This is a genomic window from Psychrobacillus lasiicapitis (genome assembly GCF_006861795.1).
Classification (GTDB): Bacteria; Bacillota; Bacilli; order Bacillales_A; family Planococcaceae; genus Psychrobacillus; species Psychrobacillus lasiicapitis.
Genome location: NZ_VDGH01000001.1, coordinates 338,046 through 364,997, shown reverse-complemented (window position 1 = coordinate 364,997; position 26,952 = coordinate 338,046). Strand labels below are relative to the sequence as shown.

Genomic DNA, 26,952 nt, shown 5'->3' with positions numbered 1-26,952 from the left:
GTTAAAACTAATTGCAGATACCCGTACCTTTATCTTTCCACAAACAACTTTATCTAAAACATTTGCATCTATTTTTAAAGTGTCTGAGCTAAACAATCTTATTTGTCTAGACAATTAGGCTCTATTTTTAGAACATTTTCTGCTATGATTAAATTACATTGTCGAATTACAAAGGAGAAGTTTTTTCAAATGGTCCATTCAGCGGAATTACTTAACATTAAAGAACAAAACGCATTACTAGCTGCATTATTTCACGAGCAACAAGATGAAGAACGATTTGCGAAAGCAAAATTATTTGCACAGAAAATAGAGCAAGGGACTTTTACCATTGCATTTGCAGGGCATTTCTCTGCTGGGAAATCGAGTATGATAAATGCGTTAGTAGAAGAACAGCTCTTACCAACAAGCCCAATTCCTACTTCTGCAAACATAGTTACCGTTCAAAAAACAGCAGAAAACTATGCACTTGTTCACTTTGTCGATCAAGCACCTGTTAAGTTCTCAGGCGAATATGATATTGGACTAGTAAAAAAGTATTCCAAGGATGGCAGCCAAGTTTCTCAAATTGAAATTGGCCATAAATCATCAGGATTACCTGCAGGCATTAGTGTAATGGATACGCCAGGAGTTGATTCTACAGATGATGCACACCGAGTTTCAACCGAATCCGCACTTCATTTAGCTGATATTGTGTTTTATGTAATGGATTATAATCATGTCCAATCCGAACTTAATTTCCAATTTACGAAGCAATTACTTCATTATAATGAAAATGTGTATTTAATCGTAAACCAAGTCGATAAACATCGAGAAGAAGAGCTTTCCTTTGAAGCATTTAAACAATCGGTAGCCAATGCGTTCCTGGCTTGGTCAGTGGAGCCAAAGGATATCTTTTTTACTTCTTTAAAAGATAAAACATTCATACATAATGATTTTCCAAAAGTACAGCATATCGTACAGCATTCCATTGATCATAAAGAAGAGCTCTTTATCACTTCTGCGAAAAGCACGCTTAAAAAACTAGAAGATGAACATATGCATTTTTTGGAAGAAGAAAAAGAAACATGTTTTGAAACATTCGAAGAAGAGCTGACAAGAGAAGAATGGGAAAACAAAGAAGAGTTAAAGAAACAATTAGAGCTATCCGAAACGCATGTAAAATTACAAGACGCAAGTCTATGGAAAACTGAATTTGAAGAAGGACGAAAATCGCTTTTACAAAATGCTTCCGTCATGCCTTATGAAATGAGAGAGGCTCTGAAAATATATGCCGAAGCAATGCAAAGCTCATTTAAAGTAGGGTTTTTCAACAGTAAAAAGAAAACCGAAGAGGAAAGAGCAACTCGCCTGCAGGAAGCGAGCGACCTGTTAGAAAAGATTGTAGAAACGAATATTACTGCACATTTAAAACAATTGATGAAACATATGCTAAAAAATGTGTCTTTGCTCTCAGATGATAAAGCACTTGAAATAGAGAATACGACTTTTCAATTACCGATATCCATTATACAAAAATCACTTCATGAAGGTGCAAATACATCAGGTGATGCAATACTCCATTTTGCCAACCGAGTACAGGAAGCGATTAATCGGTTTTTTGTGAGAGAAACAGATGGTTGGAAGGTAGAAATGGCGAAACAAATAAATGAACATCCAATGGAAGAAAACGAAAAAGTCGAGCAGAAAATTCTTCAATTAAATAAGAAATTGCTGGCCATTCATACAATAGAAGAAATGGAAGACAAAATGAAGGCATTTACAAAGGAAATCAAAACTCCTTCACTTGCTATTCGGAAGGAACGGGACACGCTCCTTATCGAATGGGAAAAAGAGCGAATTGCATTTGAAAATGCTATTACGGAATATGATGAAACAAAGCAAGATATAGAAGAAAACGTTGTACAAGTTATAGAAGAAAAACAGCAAGAATTGAAAGAAGTGGATTTCTCCCAAGAAGCTGTACTTAAAAGAGCCAACAAAATGGCAGAAGCAATCGGACAGCTTCCTGCATTTAAAGAAGCGGCAAGTTATTTGAAGAAAAAAGCAAGTAGAGTGGAGCATCAACAGTTTACAATTGCGTTATTTGGAGCCTTTAGTGCTGGTAAGTCTAGTTTCTCCAATGCATTAATGGGGGAAAATGTGTTGCCGGTATCGCCAAATCCAACGACTGCTGCGATCAATAAAATTCAACCAGTTTCAGAGGGCCATCCTCATAATACGGCGGATGTAACGTTAAAAACAAAACAACAGCTATTAGAGGATGTCCAATTTGCCTATAGTATGCTTGGTGTGACGGTTTCTTCGTTGAAAGAAGCTTTTGAAAAGGCGCCAACTATAAAAGAGCAATCCGTAGCAGAAGAGGTGCATAAATCGTTTATTGTAGCCTTTCATAAAGGCTATGCAGAATTCGAAGCAAATCTTGGGCAAACGTTACGTGTCAATGCGGAAGAATTTCATCGCTTTGTCGCGGAAGAATCTCGTAGCTGCTTTGTAGATTTTATCGATTTCTATTATGACTGTGAGTTAACGAGACTTGGTGTTACATTAGTTGATACACCAGGAGCCGATTCGATTAACGCTAGACATACTGGTGTTGCATTTGACTATATTCGTAATGCAGATGCCGTTCTATTTGTGACTTATTTTAATCACGCGTTTGCAAAAGCTGACCGAGAATTTTTAATTCAGCTTGGCCGAGTGAAGGACTCCTTTGAGTTAGATAAAATGTTCTTCGTCGTCAACGCAATTGATCTTGCTGCAAATGAGGAAGAAGAAGCGCTTGTCAAAAATTATGTGCAAGGTGAGTTACAGAGATTTGGCATCAGATTCCCTCGTGTATATGGAGTTTCTAGCTTACAAGCCTTACATGAAAAACAAACGAATGCTCCGTTACATGAAGGAATGTTCCAGTTCCAAGAAGCATTTTATCATTTTTTAGCGCATGATTTGAAACGAATGGCAGTAACGACATTAGAAGAAGAAACAACGCGTCAACAAATGAAATTGCATCAGATGATTGAACAAACAGAAATGAACTTAGCTAGGAAGGATGAAAGGCTAGGCGAATTACGTTCGTTAGAACAAAATACACGAAAGCGTTACACCAATTCTAAAGGGGCATTAATTGCAAAAGAAGCGAAGCAGGAGCTAGAAACATTGCTTTACTATTTATTGCAAAGAGTCTATTATCGTTTCAATGAATTTTTTAAGGAAGCGTATAACCCCTCCTTATTTTCAAACCGATCTGCCAATGTCGCTCTCGAAATCGCATTGAAAGATATATTAAATATGTTGCGCTTTGATATCGAACAAGAGTTACGTGTAACCAACTTCCGTTTATTGCAATTTATCCAAAAACAAATGAAGGAGCTAGAAAAAGAAGAGATGCGCGTGTTAAAAGACTGGAATCCAAGTTTTACATACACGCCACATGAATTCGAAAACCAAGATTTACTTGACTTTGAAGGACCATTCCAGCATGTTCAAAAATATGAGCAAGTAAAATCCTTGTATAAAAACAATAAATCCTTTTTCGAGAAAAACGACAAAGAAAAATTACGTGACTCCCTTTCTGAACAAACAAAAGTGGAGGCGGAAAGCTATTTAAACGAACAACAAGGGCGACTTTTTACATGGGCGGAGCAATATGCTGATATGGAAGCGGAAGCGGTTCGTTTGAAATGGTTAAATGATTCGATTAGTCAGTTAGATGCTGAGCGTGCACTATTAGAGCAAGAGGAAATGCTAGCGAAATGGAAAGAACTGTATGCTATAATTTCAAACTAAAGGGGCGGATTATATGACGAACGTTTTTATTAATTGGGAAGATGTACAGCCGGAGAAAGTACGTTTCATTGACACACGATTTGATCTATCCGATAAGGCGGCAGGTCCAAATATGTATAAAGAAGGTCATTTAAAAGGGGCAATTTACTGGGATCTCGAACAGGATTTATCTGATATGACCAGTAATAACGGACGCCATCCGATGATTTCAAAAGACAAGATGACAGAGCTATGCAGACAAGCAGGACTTCAACTAGAGGATACAATTATTGTTTATGATCAAGGAGCTTCACCGTTTGCATTAAGAGCATATTTTTTACTGGAATGGGCTGGCTTTACGAATGTGTATGTATTGCGTGAAGGGTTTGAGGTGGTAAAAGGGTTATTTCCAATTTCAAAAGAAGAGCCCGAAATCCCTGTTTCCGATATAGAACCAAATTGGAATGATGCTATTTATCTCGATGTGGAAGATGTAAAAAAAGTAGTAGCAGGGGAGATAGAGGGACAACTTATAGATGCTCGTGCGGCTTTTCGTTTTAAAGGAGAAAGTGAACCAATTGATCCAATTGCCGGGCATATTCCCTCTGCCGTTAATTTTGATTGGGAGCAGTTAAAAAAGGATGGCAAGTTTTTAGAAAAGGACATGCTTGCAGAACAGCTGCGGAATGTAACGGATAAAAATAATCCGGTCATCGCGTATTGCGGAAGCGGCGTTACTGCAGCACCACTATATGCCGGACTAAAAGAAGCTGGTTATACTCATGTAAAATTATATGTAGGCAGCTACAGTGACTGGATCCGAGAAAATGAAGTAGAGCAAGACTGATGTTAAGCAGGCCCCATGGCGACTATTGTAGAAATGGGGCCTGTGCTTTCTTATTTTTGAAACAGTAGCTTTTTGTTTACATATGCTACGTTCTCGTTGACAATAATTTCAGCGTAAGGAAGTCCGAAAGCAGTATAAGCAATAATGACGGAAGATAGTGGTTCACCTTCCACTTCCTCAATCGATTCAATTGCATAGGAAACGATCAAAGACTGTTCCAGCGTGTTACTAAATATATCGGCAGTCGTTTCTAATGCATAGGCTGCAAAATCCTTTTCCAAAGCATCCTCATAATTTTGTAAATTCGATTCTAAAAAATGAGAAGGTAAAAAAGCGTAAATTCCGACGATGAATAATCCTAACTTGAAAAGCCCTTTGCGTACTCTTTTAGCAATAATCTTTTTAGTCCGTTTAGCCATTTTAATCAACCCCTTGTAAATTCACGGAATAAAATCTCTTTTACTATCCTATTCAAGCTAAATTACAAATAATCCACCCATTTTCTTTTACCGTTGTCGGAAAATTTCACGAGTAAACAAAATGATTTCTTTTATCGTTCATTTCCGTTATAATAAGTTGTCGTATGTAAACAATTGGGGTATAATAGGCGAATTGTATACGGATGAAATGAGGGCTAAAAATGAAAAAATCAATATATGGTCTAACAAGAGACCAGTTAATAGAATGGTTATTAGAACACGGACAAAAGAAATATCGTGCTGAACAAGTGTGGGACTGGTTATATATTAAACGAGTACAAAGTTTTGATGACATGACTAACGTAAGCAAAGAATGTCTAGAAATTTTAAAAGAAAACTTTGTAATCCAAACGCTAAAAGAATCTGTTAAACAGGAATCAGCAGATGGAACGATTAAATTCCTATTTGAAATGCAAGACGGCAACTTAATCGAAACAGTGCTCATGCGTTTTAAATACGGTTTATCGGTTTGTGTAACAACTCAAGTCGGCTGTAATATCGGCTGTAGTTTCTGTGCGAGTGGATTACTGAAGAAAAATCGTGATTTAGACGCAGGCGAAATTGTTGGACAAATTATGAAAGTGCAACAGCACTTAGACCAAATGCAAAAAGACGAGCGTGTAAGTCATATCGTTGTTATGGGGATCGGAGAACCATTTGATAACTACACAAACCTGATGAGTTTCTTACGCACTGTCAACGATCAAAAAGGTCTAGCTATTGGTGCTCGTCATATTACCGTTTCGACAAGTGGACTTGCGAAAAAAATTATGGATTTTGCAGATGAAAATATTCAAGTAAATCTTGCAGTATCATTACACGCACCTAATGATGAATTACGTACAAAAATCATGGTGATCAATAAAGCATTCCCAATTGAAAAAGTAATGGCAGCAGTAGATTATTATTTAGAAAAAACAAATCGCCGTATTACATTTGAATACATCTTACTAAAAGACGTAAATGATCATGTGGAAGAAGCGCAGCAACTAGCGAAGCTACTTGAAAACAAACGTCATTTGTCATATGTCAATCTGATTCCATACAATCCAGTGGATGAGCATGGACAATACCAACGTAGCTCTGAAAAATCAATCAGTGCCTTTTTCCAAACGCTGAAAAATCACGGGATTAACTGTGGAGTTCGCATGGAACAAGGAACGGATATCGATGCAGCATGTGGTCAGTTACGTAGTAAACAAATCAAAAAAGAAAAAGTGAAGAACTAAAAAAACGCATTCGCCTTATGGGCGATGCGTTTTTTCTGTAGTTTCGTTCTGTTTAGCTGGACGTTCATCAATTGTATGCTTATATGCATAGCCTTTGTTAACAGTATAGATGCTAAGCGCAAGTATAATGATAAACGTAAGTGCCCCAATGATAAAAACGGTTGTCATACAATTCCCTCCGTACAAACTATGTATACAACTATCATAGCATGTTCAAAAGCTAAATGTTAACCTTTCATGGTAACAAAGGCATTCGGTTCCTGCAATAGATAGTTACTGCCAGGGATTTGTTTGCATTGTTTCTTGATTTGACTAGCAAGCTCGGAAAGTTCGTAAATAGATTGAGTATTTCTATTCGACACTCCAGAGATAGAAATAGTGAGAAGGGGAAATGATTCCTCAATTCCGTGTCTATTTTTGGATACGATATGTCCTTTTAGTAAATCCTGTGCATGATAAAATTTTTCCACAGATTTGTCGAATTTCTGAATAATTTTCTCGCAAAGCTGTTTACTTTTGGAAGTAGCAGTTATTAATAAGAAGTCATCCCCACCAATATGACCCACAAATCCATCCGAAGGGCAGCTATTCTGAATAATTTCTGCTAAATGCATAATTACTTTATCTCCTTTTTCAAATCCATACACATCATTATAAGGTTTAAAATTATCTATATCGACGTATAAAACAGTCATCGGAGAATCTGCGTCTATACAGCCTTGTAGCTGCTGCTCGATCATCAGATTACCCGGCAACTCAGAAAGTGGGTTCAAATGCTTGGCGTAGTCTATTTCTAGCTGCATACTTTTTTCGAGCAGATCTTTTACTGTCACGACACCAAAATACTGATCATCTTTTGTTACAGTTATGAAGTCATACAAATGAAGCGGATCCCTGTTCATTGCTATTTTTGCCACTACGTCGATTGGAGTTTCTGCATCTACTTTCATATAGTTACGGCTCATAATTGCAGCGACTGGTTTTTTGTTGTATAAACTATATCCATATGGACCGCTAAACTTTAAGTGCAGTTTATTTCTAGTAATAACGCCGATCAATTTATTGCCATCTTGAATACAAAATCCAGGGAGTGAATCGTTAGCTTCCATTAGATTGCTTACTTTGGAAATAGGCATTTGACTAGGAATGGTCTTTAACGGAGTCGCTATTTGTTCGATAGAAGTATCCGTTAATCGATTTCTGCTAACGCGATTCTTTCTGGAAACTTCCGCTTTAATAATCGTTTTGACTTCCTCACGAACTGGATATAATTGTGTCGTTGGTTTTTGTATAAAATAACCTTGTCCAAAATGCACACCGATATCGATTAATGTACGAAGCTCGTCCTTTGTTTCTATTCCTTCAGCGATAATGTTTATTTGAGAGTAATTTGCAAATTCACTTAAAGAACTCACTAGCAATTGTTTCGTTCGGTCCCGGTCAATATCTCGAATAAGTTTCATGTCCAGTTTCATATAATGCGGGCGCACATCCGTAATAACATTTAACCCCGAATAACCCGCTCCTACATCATCTACTGCAATTTGATAATATTGGTTTTTATAATGATCGATTGTACTGATAAAATCTTTTAAGTTGTTAATCGCTTCTCTTTCCGTAATTTCAAATACAATGCTATCGGTGTCCATGTGAAATTTAGATAAATACTCTTTAGTGAAGCCTTGCTTGAATTTAGAGTCGTTCATAATATTAGGATTAACGTTTAAAAACAATTTTCCTTCCGCTTTTAAATCATGCGCGCATTTCAAAGCATTGGCTCTACATAAGTTTTCAAGCTCCCAAAGTTGTCCATTTTTTAATGCATAATCAAACAACATTTCGGGATTATGTAATACTGTATTTGCAGGACCTCTTGATAAGGCTTCGTAACCATATATTTGTCCACTATGCAGTGAAATAATTGGTTGAAATACTGTTTGGATTGCTCGCTCTTTTAATATATAAGAAAATAATTCTCCGTAGTCATGATCTTCAATTGCCATTTTACTAATTCCCCCTAAAATGAACAGACACTGTTCAATCTATATTATAGTTTCGAAATATCTAGCTAGTGTAAAGGGCATGTAAATAATCAGTAACAGCAAAGTGTTCAAATGCGCTTTCTCATTACTTGGTTTAGGCTATTTAGTAATAACCAAACCAAGAGATCAAAAGAAGAGGTGATGCTAGCTTATTGTTATTCAATCCAATCTGAGTAATTGTTGTTAAACAAGTATGACGTAGTTTAGGGAAACTGCGACGTAAGGCTTTAATAGGTGTCCACCGTGATTTTCACTCCAGCCGGACGCTTTCCGTGGGGTGAGCGATGAGCCATCCCCGCCGCTTAGGCGTACGTTGGGATATCTCATTAGCCCATGTGGAACAAAGGCTAAGAACGCCACATCGTGTGGCAACGCCTTCGAAACCAACATCCTGTTGGCCTCCACAGGAGTCGCCGTCTGAAGCGAAAATCAATAGATATTTCTTACTTATTCAGTATCGACTTGTTAAAAACAAAATCATAAAGAGTTTTTGGACTGTATAAATCCAATAAATGGCTAAGGGCGACCAAACAGCTATCGAAAGCAACCAAACGACGGTGGAGAGCAACCAGTAGAAGTCTGAAAGCAACCAAATTATGCCTGAAAGCAACCATTTTTTCATAACATAAGTTTACTTGGAATGAGATGTCGACTTGTAGTGTTTAGAGGATAGTTTGGCGCGTTACATCATTTATCAGCATTTAATAGTTGGAAAATTCCTGAAGAAGTTTGATTTGTTAAACAGAGACGCAAATTAGATAGCGTTATTCTTAATGGATTGTAGCGGAAGGTGGCGACTCCGACGGGATTAAGCGGAACAGGTGAGACCCCGCAGGAGCGTTAGCGACGAGGAGGCTCACCGCCCGCCCCGCGGAAAGCGTCCACCTGCAGCGAAAATTCTAGCGGTCACTTAATAAAACATTCTACCGCACAATTCCCCTAAAATGTATTGCTCTTGTAGTCAGTGTCATAAATCTAAAGAGGCTTCTTTGTTCATAGGAAACAGATGAAATATAGCTGTATGCCTTACTCTTTATTAATTGGAAAATATTAAAAAATTCATAATGTTATTGACTATCAATCAATTGCAGTGTAACATATCCTTAAATCCATACTTTAACGAGTTGAATCGCTGATGTGGACTATTGATAGAGGGGGTAATAATAGAGATGAAGAAAATAGCATTTATTTTATTGGCGGCTATTTTATTTTTAGCGGCATGCGGGGAAGAGAGTGGGCAAAGCCCAGAAGCGAATGCGAAGGAAGGAACGAAAACATTTAAAATCGGTGTCACACAAATTGTCGAACACCCATCGTTAAATGCAGCATATGACGGTTTTCAAAAAGCTTTAGAAGATGCTGGCTTAGATGTTGAGTATGATGTTCAAAACGCACAAAATGATAATAGCCAAAATACAACTATAGCAAACAACTTAGTAAGCGAAGGAGTAGATCTTATTTTTGCAAACTCCACACCAAGTGCTCAAGCGGTTGCGAGTGTGACAAAAGATATTCCAATCGTTTTTACATCTGTAACAGATGCAGTTAGCGCAGAATTAGTGCAGTCAATGGAACAGCCAGGAGGAAACGTTACTGGAACTGTTGATACACAGCCAGATGCAATTCCAAGTACTATCAACTTCTTAAAAGATGAGCTAGGTGCAAAAAATGTAGGTATGGTGTTTAACGCAGGAGAACAAAACTCACGAGCACAAGTAGATGCAGTAAAAGAGCAAATGAGTGCAGTTGGATTAAATGTAGTAGAAGCGTCTGTATCTACTTCAGCTGAAGTAAAACAGGCTACTGAATCGTTAATTGGAAAAGTAGATTCTTTGTATATTATTACGGATAACACAGTTGTTTCTGCACTTGAATCCGTTATCTCTGTTGCAAATGACAATAAGCTTCCTATGATGGTAGGCGAATTTGACTCCGTTAAACGTGGAGGATTAGGGGCTTACGGTTTTGAATACTTTGATATCGGTTATGAAGCAGGAGAAATGGCGGTAAAGATTTTAAATGGGGAAAGTACACCAGCTGATTTACCAGTTCAATATCCACAAAATTTACGATTTGTTCTGAACAAAGACACTGTAGATGCCCTTGGATTGGAAGTAAAAGATGAGTGGAAAGCAGAATTTGCTGAATAGATAGGAGTTTGATTCTTTATGTTTACAGCTGTTTTTGGATCTGTAGAGCAAGGAATCATCTATGCAATCATGGCACTCGGGGTGTATCTAACATTCCGAGTGTTAGATTTTCCTGATTTAACCGTAGATGGAAGTTTCGTTACGGGTGCAGGAACAGCAGCGATGATGATTGTGTTAGGATATCATCCGGTCATTGCAACAATTGTTGCAATAATAGCTGGTTTTATAGCTGGATGTATTACTGGATTGTTACATACGAAAGGGAAGATTAATCCTTTATTGTCTGGGATTTTAATGATGATTGCTTTATATTCGATTAACTTGCGGATCATGGGGTTCACGGTGGAGAATTCCGTTGGTCGGCCGAATATACCTTTATTGAATTCAGAAACATTGTTTAGCCAATTCAACAATTGGTGGGGAAGTTTAGGGGTTAATGAAGCAATTAATAATGCTTTGAGCGGAATTGGCGTGAAGTCATTACCGCAGACTTGGGGAACAATTATCATCGTATTTATTTTAGTTGTACTGATTAAATTGATTTTCGATTGGTTCTTAAAAACAGAAGTAGGTCTAGCCATTCGTGCAACCGGCGACAACAAAAAGATGATTCGCAGTTTTTCAGCGAATACAGATAATCTAGTTATCGTTGGACTTGGGATTTCCAATGCGCTTGTCGCATTTTCTGGTGCATTACTCGCACAGTATTCGAAGTTTGCGGATATCGGAATGGGTATTGGAATGATTGTTATTGGTTTAGCGTCTGTTATTATTGGCGAAGCGATATTTGGCACAAAATCAATCGTACGTACAACACTTGCTGTAATTGCAGGTGCGATTATTTATCGAATCATACTTGCGTTCGCACTTCGTATCGATTTACTGGATACAGGAGATATGAAACTAATTACGGCTTTAATTGTAATTATTGCTTTAGTTCTACCAAACTACTTTGATAAACGTCGAGAGAAAAGTAGAAAAGCAAAACGACATGCCGAAAGAAGGGCTAGTTCCACTATTGTAACAGAGCAGGAGGGGAAAAACCTTGCTTAAATTACAAGCGATAAACAAAGTGTTTAATGAAGCGACTGCGGATGAAAAGATTGCATTAGACCATATAAATCTTAACCTAAAAGAAGGGGATTTTGTCACAGTTATTGGTAGTAATGGTGCAGGAAAATCCACGATGTTAAACATGATTTCAGGAGCACTTACTCCAGATTTTGGGGAAATAATAATTGATAACAAAGATGTAACAAGACTGCCAGAATATAAACGCTCTCAGCTAATAGGGCGAGTATTTCAAGATCCAATGGCAGGCACCGCTCCAACAATGACGATTGAAGAAAATTTAGCAATTGCTTTTTCTAGAAATAAAAAACGGAGCTTAAAAAGTGGTGTAGACAAACAGCGAAAAGAGTTTTTTCTGCAATCGCTCGAGACGCTGCATTTAAATCTAGAAAATCGATTAAATGCAAAAGTAGGGCTATTATCGGGTGGGGAAAGACAAGCACTTTCGCTATTGATGGCTACATTCACAAAGCCATCCATTTTATTACTAGATGAACATACTGCAGCACTAGATCCATCCAGAGCAGACTTGATCTCCAAACTAACGAAGCAGCTTGTAGAAAAAGATCAATTAACGACGCTTATGGTGACACATAATATGCAGCAGGCATTAGATCTTGGAAATCGATTGATCATGATGGATAAAGGGCAAATCATATTAGAAGTTGGGGAAGAAGAAAAGAAAGATTTAACCATCGCAAAACTCATGGATGAATTCCAACGGATTCGCGGTGAAAAATTAACGAGTGACCGGACCTTATTGTCTGTCTAAACAAAGAGCTGTTCATACTTACAGGAGTCTTTTCACTAGCTTTTAGCATCTAATATAAAACGGCTACTAAATTGCAGATGATTTAGTAGCCGTTTTTTTATACTTTGGTAAAATCCTTATACTTTCCATGCTTGCTGATTTGTAAAAAATTCGGGTCCTATTTGAGACGAGGAAATTCGAAAACTAGTAAATTTTTTGGTTGTTGGAGAAACCTTTGTTATATTCTGATACGGAATCTTACTGTTAATGGTTCGCCTTTAATCAATAGATTATCATCTTTACAAGAAAATGTTTATTAACATTGGAATATATTGTATAGCATAAATAATACACATGATAACAAACACAGAGAAGAATACCGTGATTGGGTTTGGAAGCTTGTTATTGAAAATTATGAATAAAATACCAATCAATATAAGAATCAAGACAAATAAAAATGTTGACATATTATAGCCTCCTTCTTTTCCTACATTAAACTTAACATGGAAAGGAAAATAGTTATAGACAGTATAATGAAATAAACGGAGTGAATATTATTAACATAGGAATAATTTTAATAATCACAGTTAGTTTACTAATGGCCGGTTGCTCAAGGGTAGAATATTTTGACACCAAAATTGAGAGAGTGGAAGATAATTATATTGAAGTTGACTGTTCCGATGAAGTGAAAAACACAGGCGATGAAGATATAGGCTACGTTTGTTTTGTCCAAATTACAAATAAAACAATATTTCGTAACGAAACTGGAGAGCAATTAAGTGCTCAAGATTATACTAGAAATTCAAATATAAGAGTTATTTTAGATAATCCGCAATATATTCAAAAAAGTAAAGAAAGCAGAGAAATTGTAGCTAAAGAAATTATTTTGATTAAACAATGACTAGGAATCAATGATAATTATTTCCTTTACAACAGACTCTCAAAATCTTATTTTAAACATTATTATTTGTCGTTCTCTATTGCGTTTTAGTTCAAAATAATATAGGATATACAAAATCTATATAAAAAGCGATGAAAAGAAGAGTAAACATACGTACTATCTACAGAGACCTCTGCTAGCTGAAAAAGAGGGGTAGGAAATGTGTTGAAACAAGGCTTGGAGCTGTGCAGTGGATTTGTTTGCTTGGAACAATGATGATGCAACGTATTCTCACGTTAACGAGATAGAGTATCGCTAGTGGATTTATTCACCAAGCCGTACTTGATAAGACTTCCGCAGCAATGTAGAAGTGAACTGGGGTGGCACCGCGATATGACTCGCCCCCAAGATGAAAATCTTGGGGGTGAGTTTTTTTATTTTTGTTTTACTAAAAATAAAATGGAGTGGTGCATATGTCTAATTGGAAGTATCCTTTAATGCTACTTGGAGGAATAGGAATTTCAAATGTGGGAGCTTGGGTTTACCTAATCGCACTAAACTTAATTATATTAAATAAAACAGGGTCCCCCCTTGCAATTGCTTTATTGTATATACTTGGCCCCATTGCAACGATATGTTCCAATATTTGGGCCGGAAGTTTAATTGATCGGGTAAATACACGGCGATTTATGATGGCATTGGACGTTTTCCGAGCACTATGTATTGCGTTCATTCCCTTTTTACCTTCCCTTTTCTATGTGTATATACTAGCGTTTATCATTAATATGGGAAGTGCTATTTTTCAGCCGACATCGATGGTTTATATGACTAAATTAATACCTGAAAAAGACCGGCAGCGCTTTAATGCTTTACGTGGTTTTATCAACTCTTGTGGATCACTAATAGGCCCTGCCATTGCAGGAATTTTATTTTGGATGGGGACTCCTTATACAGCCATCCATGTGAATACAGGGGCTTTAGTTTTTTCAGCATTTATTATTAGGATGCTACCGGATGTCGATTCAAGACTTGAAGAGATAGAGGGACAAAGATTTAATTGGGATATAATAAAAAAAGACTTTCAAGTTGTTTTACATTTCAGTAAGGACCATGTCTATATCACGAAAATCTATATATTATTTTGCGGTGCTACTATATGCATGACTGCAATCGATTCTCTCGAGGCAGCATTTGCTAAAGGTGTACTTTCCATATCCGATACTAATTATGGGTTTTTATTAAGTGTTTTTGGAGCAGGGATTATAATAGGATCCATCATTAATTCCATCTTCACTAATCGGCTGGCAGTCAATCTTTTAATAGGTTATGGTACCATTTTTACCGCAATTGGGTATATAATGCTTTACAGTTCGAATGGCTTTTTTAGTGCTGCTCCTGGTGTGTTTTTAATTGGGTTTGCGGTAACCTTTGCAAATACAGGGTATTTAACTTTCTATCAAAATCATGTTCCTGTGAAAATAATGGGAAGGTTTGAAAGTATCTTCAGTGTTATGGAAGCAGGGTTTATTATTGTGTTAACGGTTTTGATAGGCTTAGCAGCTGAATTAACCTCCATTCGGCTCGTAGGATTGATAGGATCATTTGGCTTCTTCTTAGTAGGGTTAGTGGCATGGAAAGCCGTGGCAAGTGAAGGTCAGAAGAATTATTTTAATAGAGGTATGTTATAGTTAAAAGATTGTTAGCACTGTAATAATACGCGTCAGAAATAACAAGGGAGGCAACAACAGTATGAACATTATAGTTACGAGTATATTTGTACAAGATCAAGACAAGGCACTGGAGTTTTATACCGAAAAGCTAGGATTTGTAAAAAAACATGACATTCCTATGGGTAAATTTAGATGGATTGCACTTGTTTCACCCAATAATCCGGAAGGTACCGAGCTTTTACTCGAACCGAATGACCATCCAGCTGCCAAAGAGTATCAGGAGAAAATATTTGACGATGGTATACCAGCAACCATGTTTGGTGTAGAAGATATTCATAAGGAATATAAACGACTGTTGGAAAACGGTGTAAAGTTTACGATGGAGCCGACGAAAGCGGGAGATGTCACTATAGCTGTTTTAGATGATACTACTGGTAACCTTATTCAGATAATGCAGAAGTAACTTAGCAGTTTTATTAAGAATTTATCAAAAAACAAACTATTTTAGGTCAACCTCATCTTATTTATAAGATGGGGTATTTTTAAGTTCTAAAACTTCTGAAACCAACCGTTTTATTAAACGTATATATATTTTAAATGTTTAGATTTAGATGGTTATACAAATTTCTAACCTTCTAATTATAAAAAGTACATAAAGAGGTTGCAGACTATGAAAAAGATTGCATTAATAGGTTCGGGAGGGTCAGGAAAGTCTACCCTGGCACGTAGGTTAGGGCGAAAGTTGAATATAAATGTTTATCACCTAGATGCATTGTTATGGAAGCCAAATTGGACACCATCATCTAAAGAGGAGCAAATAAAAATTCAAAACATGTTGGTAATCAAAGAAGAGTGGATTATTGACGGAAATTATAATGGTACGATGGATATAAGACTCAATGCCGCAGATACCGTTGTCTTTGTAGATATTAATAGAGTAATATGCGTATATAGAGTTTTGAAGCGGATGATTCAATATCGTGGAAAAACGAGACCAGATATGGCGGAGGGTGTCAATGAAAGGCTGGATTTTAATTTCTTAAAATGGGTTTGGGATTATCCAAAAACAAAGAAACCTAATGTATTAATGAAGCTTGAACAACTGCCTAATGATAAAAAAGTCATTATTTTAAAGTCTCCAAGAGAGGTACGACTTTTCTTAGATAAAGTTCAGAAGGGATATAATAAATGACACATGAAATAGTTAAACGAATTTTAATTGCTGTTATTTCGACAGTATTATTTTCTATTTCGCTTGCAATATTTGTGTACACACCCGCTTCTAATAGAGAACTAGATTCTTCCTATAATTCTCTGTTGGGACTTTTTACTATCTATGCTTTATTTTCGGGTCCAGTCCTCGTAATTGCTGGTGTTATTTGGTCATTTATCTTTGATAAAATAAGTGTGAAATATCTAACAAGAAGTAAAAGATATTTTACAAAATTTATTTTATATATAATAGCAGGTCTAGTTAGTACAGTGATTTTTTTATTTATTATTTCAAAAGGAAAAATTATATCAAATACAGAAACATTTAGTTTTTTATTATTGGGAATAATTGCTTCACTTCTTTATTATCATTTGCTAATCATTTGGCAGTTTTTGTTTAAAAAATGAAGTGATTATCATTGAAATGTTAATACTGAAAAATCTCTATAAATTACAGAAAGGCAATTTAGTAAGCATAATTGAATTTCGGCAAGGAGTGTATATATTTTGAATAGGATTTTAGAAGACGAACATTACTATAATAATAGATATGAAGTTGTTTACGATTTTATACAGTTTGAAAGAGTCTATATGGTGGATGAATACCAATTTAATGATAAAACGTATGAGGCTTTAGGGAAAGTGTATGAAATGTTGCCTTCTTACACAGGCAACCAAACCACGCTTCCTAGTTGGTTCGGTGATGAGGAAAAAGGAGATAAATACTTTATCACTGTTTCTTTTGAACCGTCTGGACTGCAGTTTTGGGGTAAATTACCTACAACGGATTTTTTACAATGGGAAAGTAAATTCCATGATCTCATAAAGGATTTTCCTTTTAAATATCAGTAAAGTACTTTAGTTGAACAAGGAAAGAGAGGTGATAATACAGCTCTCTTTTGGATCAACTAAAACAACCCGTACAAGCTAGGCTTTAGAGCCTTTCGCAGCTTTGTGAAATCTTTTTCTCATAAAAGGCTTCTTGAAATTCATTTCTGCAACTACGACGCCTATAAAAATGAGAATTGCCCCTATATAACCTTTAGCTGGAAGTGTTTCTCCAACGAAAATGAAAGCGAAACCTGCTGCAAAAACCGGTTCTAATGAAAATATAAGCCCTGTGTGCGTAGGTGTTGTATGTTTTTGTGCTACAGCTTGGCCGATAAACCCAATTGCACTGCATAGGATACTTAAAGCCATAATGGAAACCCATGATTCAGTTGTGCCAGGAAGATGTGGCTCTTCAAATACCAATGAAAATAGTAGTCCCCATGCCCCAGCAACCCCTAGTTGTATAATCCCGAGGGTGATCGAGTCCACGTTTTTCGTCAACTTATCCGTAACAATGATCTGTGTTGCATAAAATACTGCACCTAAGATAATTAAGTAGTCTCCTGAATTAATCATTAATCCATTATTTAATGTTAAAAGGGCAATCCCTATTATTGCGATACCAACGCCAAAAACAACTTTTTTCTCAGGTTTTATTTTGAAAAATATTGCTAATAACAAAGGGACAAATACTACAGAGAGGCTAAATAAAAATCCCGCATTTGAAATAGACGTAAATTTTAATCCAATAGTGACAGCAGAAATTACTAAAAACAAGATGGTTCCTAATATTAATCCATAAAAAAACGTTTTAAATTCAATCCGAATTAGACGCTTGTTAAATACTGCCCCGGCTAAAATAAAGGCTATGCCAAAACGTAAAGCTATTAAGTTAAACTCTTGTAGAGAATCGAGGCCCATCTTCATAAACAAGTAGGATGAACCCCATAACATTGTTACCATTAACATCATGAAGTCTGCTTTTAATTGAGTGTTTAATCCTCTTCCATTTATCATCCCGAATAATTTATTCCCATCCATTTTTAGCACACCTTCCTTCTCTAAAATTGATTATTGATAAGTATAAATGTAAACTGTAGATTAATAAAATGAATGTTTTTAAGCTTTTAGATGAAATAATTTAATGTAAATGGAGGGGTTAAACTTGTCTCTTGCTAAGTTTGAGATATTTAGTACGGTTGTAGAATTAGGGAGCCTCACAAAGGCCGGCGAGACACTTGGTTTAACGCAATCCGCAGTAAGTCACGCTATTGCAAGCTTGGAATCAGAATGTGGATTTACGATACTTAATCGGGGTCGTTCGGGTACCCAACTAACGAGTAATGGTGAACGGATCTTAAAGTACATACGTGAAATACTTAAGTGGAATGAAGAAATGGTTCAAGAAATAGCGAATATTAAAGGTTTGGAAGTCGGCACAGTACGGATTGGAACCATTTCGAGTGTGTCCATTCACTGGTTGCCTGAAATCATGAAAACGTTTAATGAACATCATCCTTCTATCGAAATTAAACTTATGGAAGGGGATTATGATGATGTCGAGCAATGGATTTCAACAGGTTCGGTTGATTTTGGCTTTGTGTCACTTCCGACCTTGCAACAATTTGAAGTGATGCCATTAAAAAAAGATAGAATGCTCTGTATCCTTTCAGAAGACCATCTCCTCGCTGAACAAGAGGAAATCAGTTTTGCAATGATCAAAGAGGAGTCTCTCATTAAATCGAAAAAGGGCAGTGACAACGATTTGATCCGAATACTAAAAGAAAACAATGTCACACCGCATATTAAATTTGAACTTTCAGATGACCAAGCTATAATTTCGATGGTGGAAAAGGGGATGGGGATCAGTATTCTTCCTGAAATGGTTTTACATCGAGTTCCAAACAATGTACGAATGCTTGCGTTGGAGGGAGAAAATTATCGTACACTTGGGATTGCGACTACTTCTTTTAAATCCCTTGCTCCAGCTACAAAAAAGTTCATTGATTTTCTAAAATCATGGCTAAGTGCTAACTGAAATTACAAGCTTCAATGTAAAAATGCCTAATTCCTCTTGGATCAGGAATTAGGCTTTAATTTTGTCCTATAATTTAAGTGAGTTTTGTTTTGAATGTAGTATTTGCTATAAGAACGCCAGCTATAATAAGCGTAGCCCCAAAATAACCTTGTAGACCCATAATTTCATGAAGGAAGATGTATGCAAGTATAGCTGAAAAAATAGGTTCAAGCGAGAAGAGAAACCCTGCACTTTCAGCGGTCGTGTACTTTTGTGCGATGGACTGTATGACAAAGCCAAAAGCAGAACAAAGAAGTGCTAGGCCAAGTATGGATAACCAATGAACAGTGCTTTTGGGCAAGACAGGAGTTTCGAACAAAAAAGTTCCGATCGTCGCAAAAAGGGTTGCGAACCCCAATTGAAATATCCCTAGCAGTAAGGCATCTACTTCACGCACAAAGCGGTTTGTCACAATTATATGTATTGCATATAGGAAGGCAGCTACTAAACATAGAAATGCACCAGTTGCGATATTGAAATCCTCCCGAACTAGTAGAAATACTAAACCGGTAGTTACAATAACAACACCCCATACAATTTTTTTACTAGGCAGCCTCCGTGTAATGAAAATTTGTAAAATGGGAACGAGAATTACTGTTGTACTCGTCAGAAATCCCGCAGTAGAAGCAGTCGTATTTTTCATGCCATACATGAGTGCAAAGAAAATGCTAAAGAGCAGTGCGCCAACTAATGCACTGTATTTCAACGTTTTAGCATTGACCAGGACAATTTTACGGAAGAATATCGCAATCATCACGATAAATGCAATGCCAAATCGTAAAGCGACAATGGTTAGTGGAGGGATATCATCTACAAGAACTTTCATAAAAATATATGATGCTCCCCAAGTCGCTGAAACCAACGCTAACAACCAGTTTGCTTGTCGTTGTGTCATTATTAGCATTCCTCGTTTCTTCAATTTCTTTAAATCTAACCTATATCGTATCATCCATATTTGCATTAATAAAACGAATAATTATAATAGAACTATTAGAAACTCTAATGTAAGGGGGGCGATTTGAATGAATTCATATTATGCTTTTATTAAAGCTATTGAAACAGGCAGTTTTACGAAAGCTGCTGAAGAGCTAGGTTATACTCAATCTGCCATTAGCCAAATGGTCCATTCATTGGAGCAAGAACTCTCCACAACGCTTATTTTACGCTCACGTACAGGTATTACATTGACACCTGATGGCGAGGAATTTTTTCCATATATTAAGAACGTTTATAACTCACATAGAAAATTGGCAGAAAAGCACCAGGAGATGGTGGGGTTACATAGAGGTCTTATACGAATCGGAACTTTTTCTAGTGTGTCATGTCATTGGCTACCTGTATTGATGAAGGATTTTAAGAAAAAGTATCCTGCAGTTCAATTTGAATTACATCAGGGTGAATACACAGATATCTCGAATTGGATCAAAGAGGGATCCGTAGATTTTGGCTTTGTGAATCCGAACTCTGTATCCAATTTGACTACCATTGCCTTGGAGGAAGATGATCTGCTTGCTGTGTTGTCGGCAAATCATCCTCTCGCTACAGCAGAAAAGGTTACATTAAAAGAATTAACGGAAGGGCCTTATATTCTTTTAGATGAAGGAGAGATTAATGAGCCATTAACTATTTTTAAACAAAATAACTTAGAACCGAATATACAATACCGCGTACATGATGATTATACGATTATGTCCATGATTGAGCAGGGGCTTGGCATATCAATTCTACCAAAGCTTGTGCTAAGTAGATGTCCGTATAATATTGTCATGAAAGAAATCTCGCCATCTGTCATTCGTACAATTAGCCTTGCATACCAGGATAAAAAGGTATTGCCAATAGCAAGTAAGTATTTTATTGACTTTATCATTGAGAGATATGAAAAAAAGCCATGACTTACCACTGTGATGAATAGCGCATATTAATAGTTTTTTGAACTTGCGTAATTTAATAAAGGAATTAGTCTTTTTATGTAGAATGGTAACTATAAACACATTTAAGGAGTTTTTTATGCAAAATTCATTTTCAAGTTTTTTAGATAATTATTTAGAAATATGGAGAAATTCTTCTTTAGCGGACTTGAAAAATATCTTATCAAAAGATTATAAAGCAAGAGAAATAACAGGTGAAGAGATAGTTGACTTTGGTTATGAAGAGTCAATAAAAGGATGGGAGCAAGGTTTTAAATTTGCTAAAGAAAATAATGCCGAGTGGAACATTAATGTAATTTCAATGCTTCCTTTAAGAGAAGGTGAAACCATGGTTATTATATCAGCTACTTTAGTTAATCAAGGTAAAAGTTTAGAGACAGCCAATTTGTTCTTTCAGACGTTCCAAAAAAATAGTAAGAACGAATGGAAGTTAGTTAGAAGCTATATAGAAGCTGGAATTCCTTATGTAAATATCAATGACTTGATATTCAACCAATGCAGCAGTTAAGTAAAAAAGTAAATTCCCATACTGATCAAGAACAAGTAGTATAAATGAAAGTAGTGACATAAATGATTGAAAGAATTGACACCGTATGTATAAAGGTAATGAATGTTGAAGAATCAAGTAAGTGGTATCAAAATATTATGGGGTTTAAAGAGACATATAAAGGTGAGGGTTATCGAATTTTGAGTATTGGAAACAGTGCGGTACCTTTCACGATTGAAGAAGCTGATGTAATGTCTACTAATAATGGAACATATCCTATATTTTTTTCAAAGGATATAAATGAAACATATAGAAAACTAAAAGACCTAGGCGTCAATATTAGTGAATTACATAATGATGGTGTAAACAACTTTTTTGATGTTTATGATCTAGACAACAATAAACTTCAAATTTGTTATTGGAAATAAAATAAAATCCGTAAAGGAGAATGACCGTCTTACTACGTAGGATATTAGGCAAGATATTTTTGAAACAATAACAAGTAAATTTGGTTTAATATTCTAGATTTTTCTTCAATTGACTTAGGCTATATGAATTTAAAGCGGAAAATAAAAACAGAACAAGGCCATTTCTTTGTGAAACAATATAATAAAACTCGTTATCCAATACAAATGATAGGGAGTAGAAAGAATCATAGAAGTAATAAATGGTTTCTTTTTACCTAGAAGTTAAGTTGAAGATAAATATTTAAATAAATTTAATGGAGGAGAAGTAAAGTTTTGGATGCAAAATGTATTAAGTTTCATGAATTTGGTAGACCTAAAGACGTCTTAAAAGTTGAAAATAAAATCATTGAATCACCAATGGAACAAGAAGTACTAGTTCGAATGTTAACAAGGCCTATAAATCCTTCTGACTTGATACCGATTAGAGGAGCATATGCTCATCGAATTACTCTACCGAATATCCCGGGATATGAAGGTGTGGGTATTGTAGAAGATATAGGACCATTAGTCTCTCGTCATCTAATTGGTAAACGTGTTTTGCCATTGCGTGGAGAAGGCACATGGCAGGAACATGTTAAAACATCTTCAGAATTTGCAGTTCCTATACCTGACTCTATTGATGATATTACCGCAGCACAGATGTATATTAATCCAATTACAGCAATGGTAGTTTGTAATGAAGAATTAAAGTTAAAACCAGCTGATGTTTTGTTGGTTAACGCTTGTGGATCTTCTATTGGTCGTATTTTTGCTCAATTATCAAAGATTTTAGGGTTTCGATTGATTGCTGTTACAAGAAATGATAAGCATACTGCGGAATTACTTAATCTAGGTGCTTCTTTTGTGATTGATACCTCTAAAAGTCCGCTATATGAAACGGTTATGGATTTGACAAATGGCAAAGGTGCATATGCTGCTATTGATTCAATTGGAGGTTCATCGGGCACCGACTTAGCTTTTTGTGTGCAACCAAATGGTCATTTTCTAACTATTGGTCTTCTATCAGGAGTACAAGTGAACTGGGGGGATATTGTAAAAAGAGCAAAGGTGAATGCTAATATATTTCATTTACGAAATTGGAATAAAAATGTCTGCGCAAATAAATGGCAAGAAACCTTTAACTATTTGATAAGACTACTAGAAGACAAAAGAATGCATTTGATGTCCCTTGATTCTCAATACGATCTAGACAATATTAAACAAGCGGTGGATGCTGTTGAATCTTCTAAAATATCTAGAGGGAAAGTCTTTTTAACATCCTATTGAAGAAGTAGAGGGGGCTCAGGTGATTCTTTAGAAATAGAATTGTATGCAATCATTTTTGTTGCAAATACAACAAAAATAGGGTAAATTTAATCCATAATAAATGTTGTATTTACAACAAAAAGCAAAGTAAGGAGTTTATTATGAAGGATATTCTTCGTGAAATTGGTATGATAGCAAGGGCATTGGATTCGGTAAGCAATATAGAATTTAAAGAATATGAGCTTACAAAAGGACAATATTTATATCTTGTGCGAATATGTGAATCTCCAGGAATCATTCAAGAAAAGTTAGCTGAGATGATAAAGGTAGATAGAACAACAGCAGCTCGATCGATAAAAAAACTAGAATTGAATGGTTTTATTGAAAAAAGAGAAGATCAACATAACAAAAAAATTAAAAAACTCTTTCCAACAGAAAAAGGGAAAAATGTTTACCCTTTTATAAAAAGTGAAAACGATTATTCGAATACCATTGCTTTAGAGGGATTTTCCGAGAGTGAAGCAGGAATTATTTTCAATCTCCTTCAAAGGGTGAGAAGAAATATAGAAAAAGACTGGGAATTTGTTAAAAAGGGAAATAAGAGAAACTATTGAATATATAAAGGGGCACTCGAGTTATATGACGATACATATTAAAAAATGTACAATTAAAGATTCTAGCAAATTACAAGAAGTTAGTTATGAAACATTTAATGAAACGTTTAAGCATCAGAATTCACCAGAAAATATGAACACCTATTTGCAAAAAGCATTTAATCTAAGTCGATTAGAAAAAGAATTATCTAATACTTCTTCCCAATTCTTCTTTGTTTATTTCAATAATGAAATCGCAGGATATTTAAAGGTCAATATGAATGATGCTCAGTCAGAAAAAATGGGTGACGATTCAATTGAAATCGAGAGGATTTATATAAAGAACAAATTTCAAAAACACGGGCTTGGTAAAAACCTGTTCAATAAAGCGTTGGAAATTGCGCAGGAAAGTACCAAAAAGAAGATCTGGCTAGGTGTATGGGAGAAAAATGACAATGCCATTGCTTTTTATAAAAAAATGGGCTTTGTTCAAACTGGAACCCATTCTTTTTTTATGGGGGATGAAGAACAAATTGACTTTATCATGACCAAAATGCTGTTATAACTTTTTAGAAATAGAATCGGCTGAAAGAAGCTTAAAATCAGAAGTAAGGTGAGAATATGAAGCCTATTTTACTATTTATTTTACTGGTGTATTGCCTTGGATTTATCATGGCAGGCCTTTATATGCGGAACAAGAAAAACAGAAAAGCAGCTGGTAACACATATATAATAACTGGATTACTAGGATTTATTGTAGGAATGATTTATCACTTTTTCTTCACTTAAAATTTTGTGACGCTGACCTTTTAATTAAAAACCTATCTGTCACACTTTTCAAAATGGGTTTCATTTTGAATTTAATTAAATAAGAATACCCAAAAAGTCGTTTTCCCTTACATAAGAGAAGCGGCTTTTTAGATTGTTCTTCCTTATTATTAAACTTTTTACGTATAGTTCTTTTACGAATTATGAAAATATTGTTGACTATTCAGTTGAACTGTATTATCTTTTTATTAAGTTGAACTATATAGTCGAACTGAATAGAGGGTGAGAAGATGAAACATAAATTATTGCCGTTGTCTGAAACGATGCATTATATTTTGCTGGCCTTGCGTGAGCCGCTTCATGGCTATGCCGTCATGCAGAAGATTGAGGAGATAAGTAACGGTACTGTTATTTTAGCAGCTGGCACATTATACGGGGCGATTGAAAACTTGAATAAGCATGGTTGGATTGAACCTGTCGGAGAGTCAGGTCGGAGAAAAGTTTATATGATAACTGAGGAAGGAAGTGCCATTTTAAAAATGGAACAAAACAGGTTATTGCATATTTTATCCTTGTACAAAGGAAGTGAATCAAATGAAGAAGCTTAAGATGTTTTTTGATATTGAAAAAGAAGAGCAATGGCTGAACGAGCAATTACAAAAGGGCTATCGTTGTACAAATATTAGTGGATTAGGTATATACACTTTTGAAAAAACCGACAAGAGATATGTGTTGCGACTGGATTATCAAGATTATTTATCAAAGCAAAAGTTTAAAGATTATAGAGGGATATACGAAGACTTCGGTTGGAGTTATATAAATGGCCCTTGGCTTGGTGGAATTCGTTATTGGCAAAAAGAAGAGGATAACCAAAATGAAATCTTCTCAGATCGAGAGTCAACGAGTAATTATTATAAAAGATGGATGGGTTATTCAGCTAGTTTAGCTATAGTGTTCTTGTTTTTTTCTTATACGCTTTACAAGGATTCAGGATTATATTTAGCGGAAGGTCTTTGGAACATGGGAGGTTCCTTATTTTGGAAAGCGTTTTTATTTGAAACTCCATTTGCTCTTTTGAGGTCACTTCCCGCTCTTATGGTTGTTTTCTTTGGTAGCAGTTTCTATAAAGCTTATCGAAAGTATTCCATGTTAAAAGAATAATAATAAACAAGGGGATTTGAAGATGTATTTTTCTAAAAAGAAAACTTTATTATTGGCTATTATTTGTCTCATGATTGTTTTATCGGCGTGCAGTAATAACGATAAAGTGTTTGATGAAGCCGAAAAATATATTTCATCTGTAAAAGAAATTAATATTCCAGATGATGTAACAATAATCGGCTTAGGAGAGGCAACACATGGGAATGTAGAACTACAAGAATTGAAAAAAGATGTATTTGAAACATTAATCAAAAATGAACATGTGCGTGTGTTTGTAATAGAAGGGGACTTTGGTGGCGGACAGGAAATTAATCAATACATTTTAGAGGGAAATGGTTCTGCAGAAGAAGCCGTGAACGCACTTGATTATAGCATTTATAAAACGGCGCAAATGATTGATCTTGTTCAATGGATGCATGATTATAACGCTATGGCTAGTAGCGATGAAAAACTATATTTTTATGGAAATGATATGCAGCGATATGATTACAGTAAAAAAGGTCTGCTTGATTATTATAAAGTTGTTAATGAGGATGAGGAACAAAACTATGCAGTTCAACTCGAATCTGCTTCCAATGATATGATGAGAACATTATCAACGAAGCAACTGAAAGAAATTGATGAAGTACTAGATCATATCATTTTAGATCTGCAATCAAATAAAGTTGCATATATCGAACATTCATCGCCGGATATGTTTGCCTTTGCTTTCCAATACGCCCAACTAATGAAACAAAGAACAGAGCTATTTTTAAATGAGGGGGATTACCAACAACTACGTGATCAGTTCTTAGCAGACAATTTGCAATGGATTGTTGAAATGGAAGCGGCTCGTGGTCATGAGAAGGTATTCTTCTCCGGACATAATGGGCATATCGAAAAAACGTCGGCTTCATTAGCTGGTTATAAATCGATGGGAAATTATTTAGATGAGTTATATGGGGCCAAGTATTTTGCAATCGGTACTGACTTAATGAATAGTAATTTTCAAGCCTTAAACCGCGGATCAGATAAACGAAAGAATTATAAGATAAAGAATCATAATGATTTGGTTGATGCATTTCGTGAAGTAGAGCCAAATATTTTTTACGTCGATTTTGAAAAAGCAAGTGAGTCAAAGGAATTGTTAGACATTATAAAAAGTAAACAAAAAATGGTGAACGTGGGGGACGATTTTCGTTCTTGGCAAAAGCTATTAAAAATGTTTTATACGATTGAAATGGTACCCAATAAGGCCTATGATGGCGTTATTATTTTAAAAGAAACAACATCAACAGAGGTAAGTGAGTGAACCAAGCG

Annotated in this window: 28 protein-coding genes and 1 other annotated feature; of the genes, 23 read left to right on the top strand and 5 right to left on the bottom strand. The window is 35.7% G+C overall.

Features of this window, described 5'->3' with window-relative positions:
- Window positions 1-144 precede the first annotated feature (144 nt).
- Entirely contained in the window at window positions 145-3,786 is a 3,642-nt protein-coding gene (locus tag FG382_RS01810; RefSeq protein WP_244950515.1) for a dynamin family protein, read from the top strand.
- A gap of 13 nt (window positions 3,787-3,799) precedes the next feature.
- Window positions 3,800-4,612, top strand: coding sequence for a sulfurtransferase (locus FG382_RS01805; RefSeq protein WP_142537159.1), 813 nt, complete (start codon window positions 3,800-3,802; stop codon window positions 4,610-4,612).
- Between the two features lie 50 nt (window positions 4,613-4,662).
- Here FG382_RS01805 and FG382_RS01800 read toward each other — a convergent pair whose 3' ends face one another.
- Window positions 4,663-5,031, bottom strand: coding sequence for a hypothetical protein (locus FG382_RS01800; RefSeq protein WP_142537158.1), 369 nt, complete (start codon window positions 5,029-5,031; stop codon window positions 4,663-4,665).
- A 221-nt stretch (window positions 5,032-5,252) separates the two neighbouring features.
- Here FG382_RS01800 and rlmN point away from each other — a divergent pair, with 221 nt between their 5' ends.
- Window positions 5,253-6,320 carry a dual-specificity RNA methyltransferase RlmN gene (gene rlmN, locus FG382_RS01795; protein WP_142537157.1) on the top strand — a complete coding sequence of 356 codons (1,068 nt, stop codon included), beginning with the start codon at window positions 5,253-5,255 and terminating at the stop codon, window positions 6,318-6,320.
- Between the two features lie 15 nt (window positions 6,321-6,335).
- Here rlmN and ytzI read toward each other — a convergent pair whose 3' ends face one another.
- Both ytzI and FG382_RS01785 read right to left on the bottom strand, forming a co-directional pair.
- Window positions 6,336-6,488: a YtzI protein gene (ytzI, locus tag FG382_RS01790; RefSeq protein WP_142537156.1), complete on the bottom strand. Its 153-nt coding sequence runs from the start codon at window positions 6,486-6,488 to the stop codon at window positions 6,336-6,338.
- 59 nt (window positions 6,489-6,547) lie between these two features.
- Window positions 6,548-8,323, bottom strand: a complete 1,776-nt coding sequence (locus FG382_RS01785; protein WP_142537155.1) for a GGDEF domain-containing protein — start codon at window positions 8,321-8,323, stop codon at window positions 6,548-6,550.
- Window positions 8,324-9,531: 1,208 nt separating this feature from the next.
- Between FG382_RS01785 and FG382_RS01780 the strand changes: the two genes are divergently transcribed.
- From FG382_RS01780 to FG382_RS01740, 9 genes are all read left to right on the top strand, one after another.
- Entirely contained in the window at window positions 9,532-10,512 is a 981-nt protein-coding gene (locus tag FG382_RS01780; protein WP_142537154.1) for an ABC transporter substrate-binding protein, read from the top strand.
- An 18-nt stretch (window positions 10,513-10,530) separates the two neighbouring features.
- The gene (locus FG382_RS01775; RefSeq protein WP_142537153.1) at window positions 10,531-11,565 is read left to right on the top strand and encodes an ABC transporter permease; all 1,035 of its coding nucleotides are present in this window, start codon (window positions 10,531-10,533) and stop codon (window positions 11,563-11,565) included.
- Window positions 11,558-12,355, top strand: coding sequence for an ABC transporter ATP-binding protein (locus tag FG382_RS01770; RefSeq protein ID WP_142537152.1), 798 nt, complete (start codon window positions 11,558-11,560; stop codon window positions 12,353-12,355). Before FG382_RS01775 ends, FG382_RS01770 begins: the two co-directional genes overlap by 8 nt.
- Before the next feature lie 526 nt (window positions 12,356-12,881).
- Window positions 12,882-13,235: a hypothetical protein gene (locus FG382_RS01765; protein WP_142537151.1), complete on the top strand. Its 354-nt coding sequence runs from the start codon at window positions 12,882-12,884 to the stop codon at window positions 13,233-13,235.
- Between the two features lie 122 nt (window positions 13,236-13,357).
- Window positions 13,358-13,623: a binding site (T-box leader), on the top strand.
- A 64-nt stretch (window positions 13,624-13,687) separates the two neighbouring features.
- A complete protein-coding gene (locus tag FG382_RS01760; RefSeq protein ID WP_142537150.1) occupies window positions 13,688-14,902 on the top strand; it encodes an MFS transporter in 1,215 nt (404 codons plus the stop codon).
- Between the two features lie 61 nt (window positions 14,903-14,963).
- Window positions 14,964-15,347: a VOC family protein gene (locus tag FG382_RS01755; RefSeq protein ID WP_142537149.1), complete on the top strand. Its 384-nt coding sequence runs from the start codon at window positions 14,964-14,966 to the stop codon at window positions 15,345-15,347.
- A gap of 207 nt (window positions 15,348-15,554) precedes the next feature.
- The gene (locus FG382_RS01750) at window positions 15,555-16,076 is read left to right on the top strand and encodes a DNA topology modulation protein (protein WP_142537148.1); all 522 of its coding nucleotides are present in this window, start codon (window positions 15,555-15,557) and stop codon (window positions 16,074-16,076) included.
- Window positions 16,073-16,504, top strand: a complete 432-nt coding sequence (locus FG382_RS01745) for a hypothetical protein (RefSeq protein ID WP_142537147.1) — start codon at window positions 16,073-16,075, stop codon at window positions 16,502-16,504. Before FG382_RS01750 ends, FG382_RS01745 begins: the two co-directional genes overlap by 4 nt.
- A gap of 99 nt (window positions 16,505-16,603) precedes the next feature.
- The gene (locus tag FG382_RS01740; protein WP_211356357.1) at window positions 16,604-16,948 is read left to right on the top strand and encodes a hypothetical protein; all 345 of its coding nucleotides are present in this window, start codon (window positions 16,604-16,606) and stop codon (window positions 16,946-16,948) included.
- Between the two features lie 75 nt (window positions 16,949-17,023).
- Here FG382_RS01740 and FG382_RS01735 read toward each other — a convergent pair whose 3' ends face one another.
- A complete protein-coding gene (locus tag FG382_RS01735; protein WP_229677321.1) occupies window positions 17,024-17,968 on the bottom strand; it encodes a DMT family transporter in 945 nt (314 codons plus the stop codon).
- A 124-nt stretch (window positions 17,969-18,092) separates the two neighbouring features.
- Between FG382_RS01735 and FG382_RS01730 the strand changes: the two genes are divergently transcribed.
- Window positions 18,093-18,965, top strand: a complete 873-nt coding sequence (locus FG382_RS01730) for a LysR family transcriptional regulator (RefSeq protein WP_142537146.1) — start codon at window positions 18,093-18,095, stop codon at window positions 18,963-18,965.
- Between the two features lie 73 nt (window positions 18,966-19,038).
- Here the strand turns inward: FG382_RS01730 and FG382_RS01725 are convergent, their stop codons facing one another.
- The gene (locus FG382_RS01725; protein ID WP_142537145.1) at window positions 19,039-19,899 is read right to left on the bottom strand and encodes a DMT family transporter; all 861 of its coding nucleotides are present in this window, start codon (window positions 19,897-19,899) and stop codon (window positions 19,039-19,041) included.
- A 127-nt stretch (window positions 19,900-20,026) separates the two neighbouring features.
- Here FG382_RS01725 and FG382_RS01720 point away from each other — a divergent pair, with 127 nt between their 5' ends.
- The 10 genes from FG382_RS01720 to FG382_RS01680 all read left to right on the top strand — a co-directional run bounded on the left by FG382_RS01720 (window position 20,027) and on the right by FG382_RS01680 (window position 26,944).
- Entirely contained in the window at window positions 20,027-20,896 is an 870-nt protein-coding gene (locus FG382_RS01720; RefSeq protein ID WP_142537144.1) for a LysR family transcriptional regulator, read from the top strand.
- A gap of 115 nt (window positions 20,897-21,011) precedes the next feature.
- A complete protein-coding gene (locus tag FG382_RS01715; protein ID WP_142537143.1) occupies window positions 21,012-21,440 on the top strand; it encodes a flavoprotein in 429 nt (142 codons plus the stop codon).
- 62 nt (window positions 21,441-21,502) lie between these two features.
- Window positions 21,503-21,847: a VOC family protein gene (locus FG382_RS01710; protein ID WP_142537142.1), complete on the top strand. Its 345-nt coding sequence runs from the start codon at window positions 21,503-21,505 to the stop codon at window positions 21,845-21,847.
- A gap of 312 nt (window positions 21,848-22,159) precedes the next feature.
- The gene (locus FG382_RS01705) at window positions 22,160-23,152 is read left to right on the top strand and encodes a zinc-dependent alcohol dehydrogenase family protein (RefSeq protein WP_229677322.1); all 993 of its coding nucleotides are present in this window, start codon (window positions 22,160-22,162) and stop codon (window positions 23,150-23,152) included.
- A gap of 140 nt (window positions 23,153-23,292) precedes the next feature.
- Window positions 23,293-23,745 carry a MarR family winged helix-turn-helix transcriptional regulator gene (locus FG382_RS01700; RefSeq protein WP_142537141.1) on the top strand — a complete coding sequence of 151 codons (453 nt, stop codon included), beginning with the start codon at window positions 23,293-23,295 and terminating at the stop codon, window positions 23,743-23,745.
- A gap of 25 nt (window positions 23,746-23,770) precedes the next feature.
- On the top strand, window positions 23,771-24,289 hold the full coding sequence (paiA, locus tag FG382_RS01695) for a spermidine/spermine N(1)-acetyltransferase (RefSeq protein ID WP_142537140.1): 519 nt from the start codon (window positions 23,771-23,773) through the stop codon (window positions 24,287-24,289).
- A 56-nt stretch (window positions 24,290-24,345) separates the two neighbouring features.
- Complete coding sequence (locus FG382_RS22880; RefSeq protein WP_211356356.1) at window positions 24,346-24,513, top strand: hypothetical protein; 168 nt, start codon at window positions 24,346-24,348, stop codon at window positions 24,511-24,513.
- 269 nt (window positions 24,514-24,782) lie between these two features.
- Entirely contained in the window at window positions 24,783-25,100 is a 318-nt protein-coding gene (locus FG382_RS01690; protein WP_142537139.1) for a PadR family transcriptional regulator, read from the top strand.
- Entirely contained in the window at window positions 25,087-25,653 is a 567-nt protein-coding gene (locus FG382_RS01685) for a DUF2812 domain-containing protein (protein ID WP_142537138.1), read from the top strand. Before FG382_RS01690 ends, FG382_RS01685 begins: the two co-directional genes overlap by 14 nt.
- Window positions 25,654-25,675: 22 nt before the next feature.
- On the top strand, window positions 25,676-26,944 hold the full coding sequence (locus tag FG382_RS01680) for an erythromycin esterase family protein (protein WP_142537137.1): 1,269 nt from the start codon (window positions 25,676-25,678) through the stop codon (window positions 26,942-26,944).
- Window positions 26,945-26,952 lie beyond the last annotated feature (8 nt).

Bases quoted from the DNA above. Each gene is read 5' to 3' on its own strand.
- FG382_RS01780 (WP_142537154.1), top strand. From the start codon at position 9,532: ATGAAGAAAATAGCATTTATTTTATTGGCGGCTATTTTATTTTTAGCG.
- FG382_RS01760 (WP_142537150.1), top strand. From the start codon at position 13,688: ATGTCTAATTGGAAGTATCCTTTAATGCTACTTGGAGGAATAGGAATT.
- FG382_RS01805 (WP_142537159.1), top strand. From the start codon at position 3,800: ATGACGAACGTTTTTATTAATTGGGAAGATGTACAGCCGGAGAAAGTA.
- FG382_RS01810 (WP_244950515.1), top strand. From the start codon at position 145: ATGATTAAATTACATTGTCGAATTACAAAGGAGAAGTTTTTTCAAATG.
- FG382_RS01775 (WP_142537153.1), top strand. From the start codon at position 10,531: ATGTTTACAGCTGTTTTTGGATCTGTAGAGCAAGGAATCATCTATGCA.
- FG382_RS01800 (WP_142537158.1), bottom strand. From the start codon at position 5,031: ATGGCTAAACGGACTAAAAAGATTATTGCTAAAAGAGTACGCAAAGGG.
- FG382_RS01715 (WP_142537143.1), top strand. From the start codon at position 21,012: ATGCAAAATTCATTTTCAAGTTTTTTAGATAATTATTTAGAAATATGG.
- FG382_RS01750 (WP_142537148.1), top strand. From the start codon at position 15,555: ATGAAAAAGATTGCATTAATAGGTTCGGGAGGGTCAGGAAAGTCTACC.
- paiA (WP_142537140.1), top strand. From the start codon at position 23,771: ATGACGATACATATTAAAAAATGTACAATTAAAGATTCTAGCAAATTA.
- FG382_RS01700 (WP_142537141.1), top strand. From the start codon at position 23,293: ATGAAGGATATTCTTCGTGAAATTGGTATGATAGCAAGGGCATTGGAT.
- FG382_RS01690 (WP_142537139.1), top strand. From the start codon at position 24,783: ATGAAACATAAATTATTGCCGTTGTCTGAAACGATGCATTATATTTTG.
- FG382_RS01680 (WP_142537137.1), top strand. From the start codon at position 25,676: ATGTATTTTTCTAAAAAGAAAACTTTATTATTGGCTATTATTTGTCTC.
- ytzI (WP_142537156.1), bottom strand. From the start codon at position 6,488: ATGACAACCGTTTTTATCATTGGGGCACTTACGTTTATCATTATACTT.
- FG382_RS01725 (WP_142537145.1), bottom strand. From the start codon at position 19,899: ATGACACAACGACAAGCAAACTGGTTGTTAGCGTTGGTTTCAGCGACT.
- FG382_RS01710 (WP_142537142.1), top strand. From the start codon at position 21,503: ATGATTGAAAGAATTGACACCGTATGTATAAAGGTAATGAATGTTGAA.
- FG382_RS01755 (WP_142537149.1), top strand. From the start codon at position 14,964: ATGAACATTATAGTTACGAGTATATTTGTACAAGATCAAGACAAGGCA.
- FG382_RS22880 (WP_211356356.1), top strand. From the start codon at position 24,346: ATGAAGCCTATTTTACTATTTATTTTACTGGTGTATTGCCTTGGATTT.
- FG382_RS01685 (WP_142537138.1), top strand. From the start codon at position 25,087: ATGAAGAAGCTTAAGATGTTTTTTGATATTGAAAAAGAAGAGCAATGG.
- rlmN (WP_142537157.1), top strand. From the start codon at position 5,253: ATGAAAAAATCAATATATGGTCTAACAAGAGACCAGTTAATAGAATGG.
- FG382_RS01735 (WP_229677321.1), bottom strand. From the start codon at position 17,968: ATGGATGGGAATAAATTATTCGGGATGATAAATGGAAGAGGATTAAAC.
- FG382_RS01785 (WP_142537155.1), bottom strand. From the start codon at position 8,323: ATGGCAATTGAAGATCATGACTACGGAGAATTATTTTCTTATATATTA.
- FG382_RS01745 (WP_142537147.1), top strand. From the start codon at position 16,073: ATGACACATGAAATAGTTAAACGAATTTTAATTGCTGTTATTTCGACA.
- FG382_RS01720 (WP_142537144.1), top strand. From the start codon at position 20,027: ATGAATTCATATTATGCTTTTATTAAAGCTATTGAAACAGGCAGTTTT.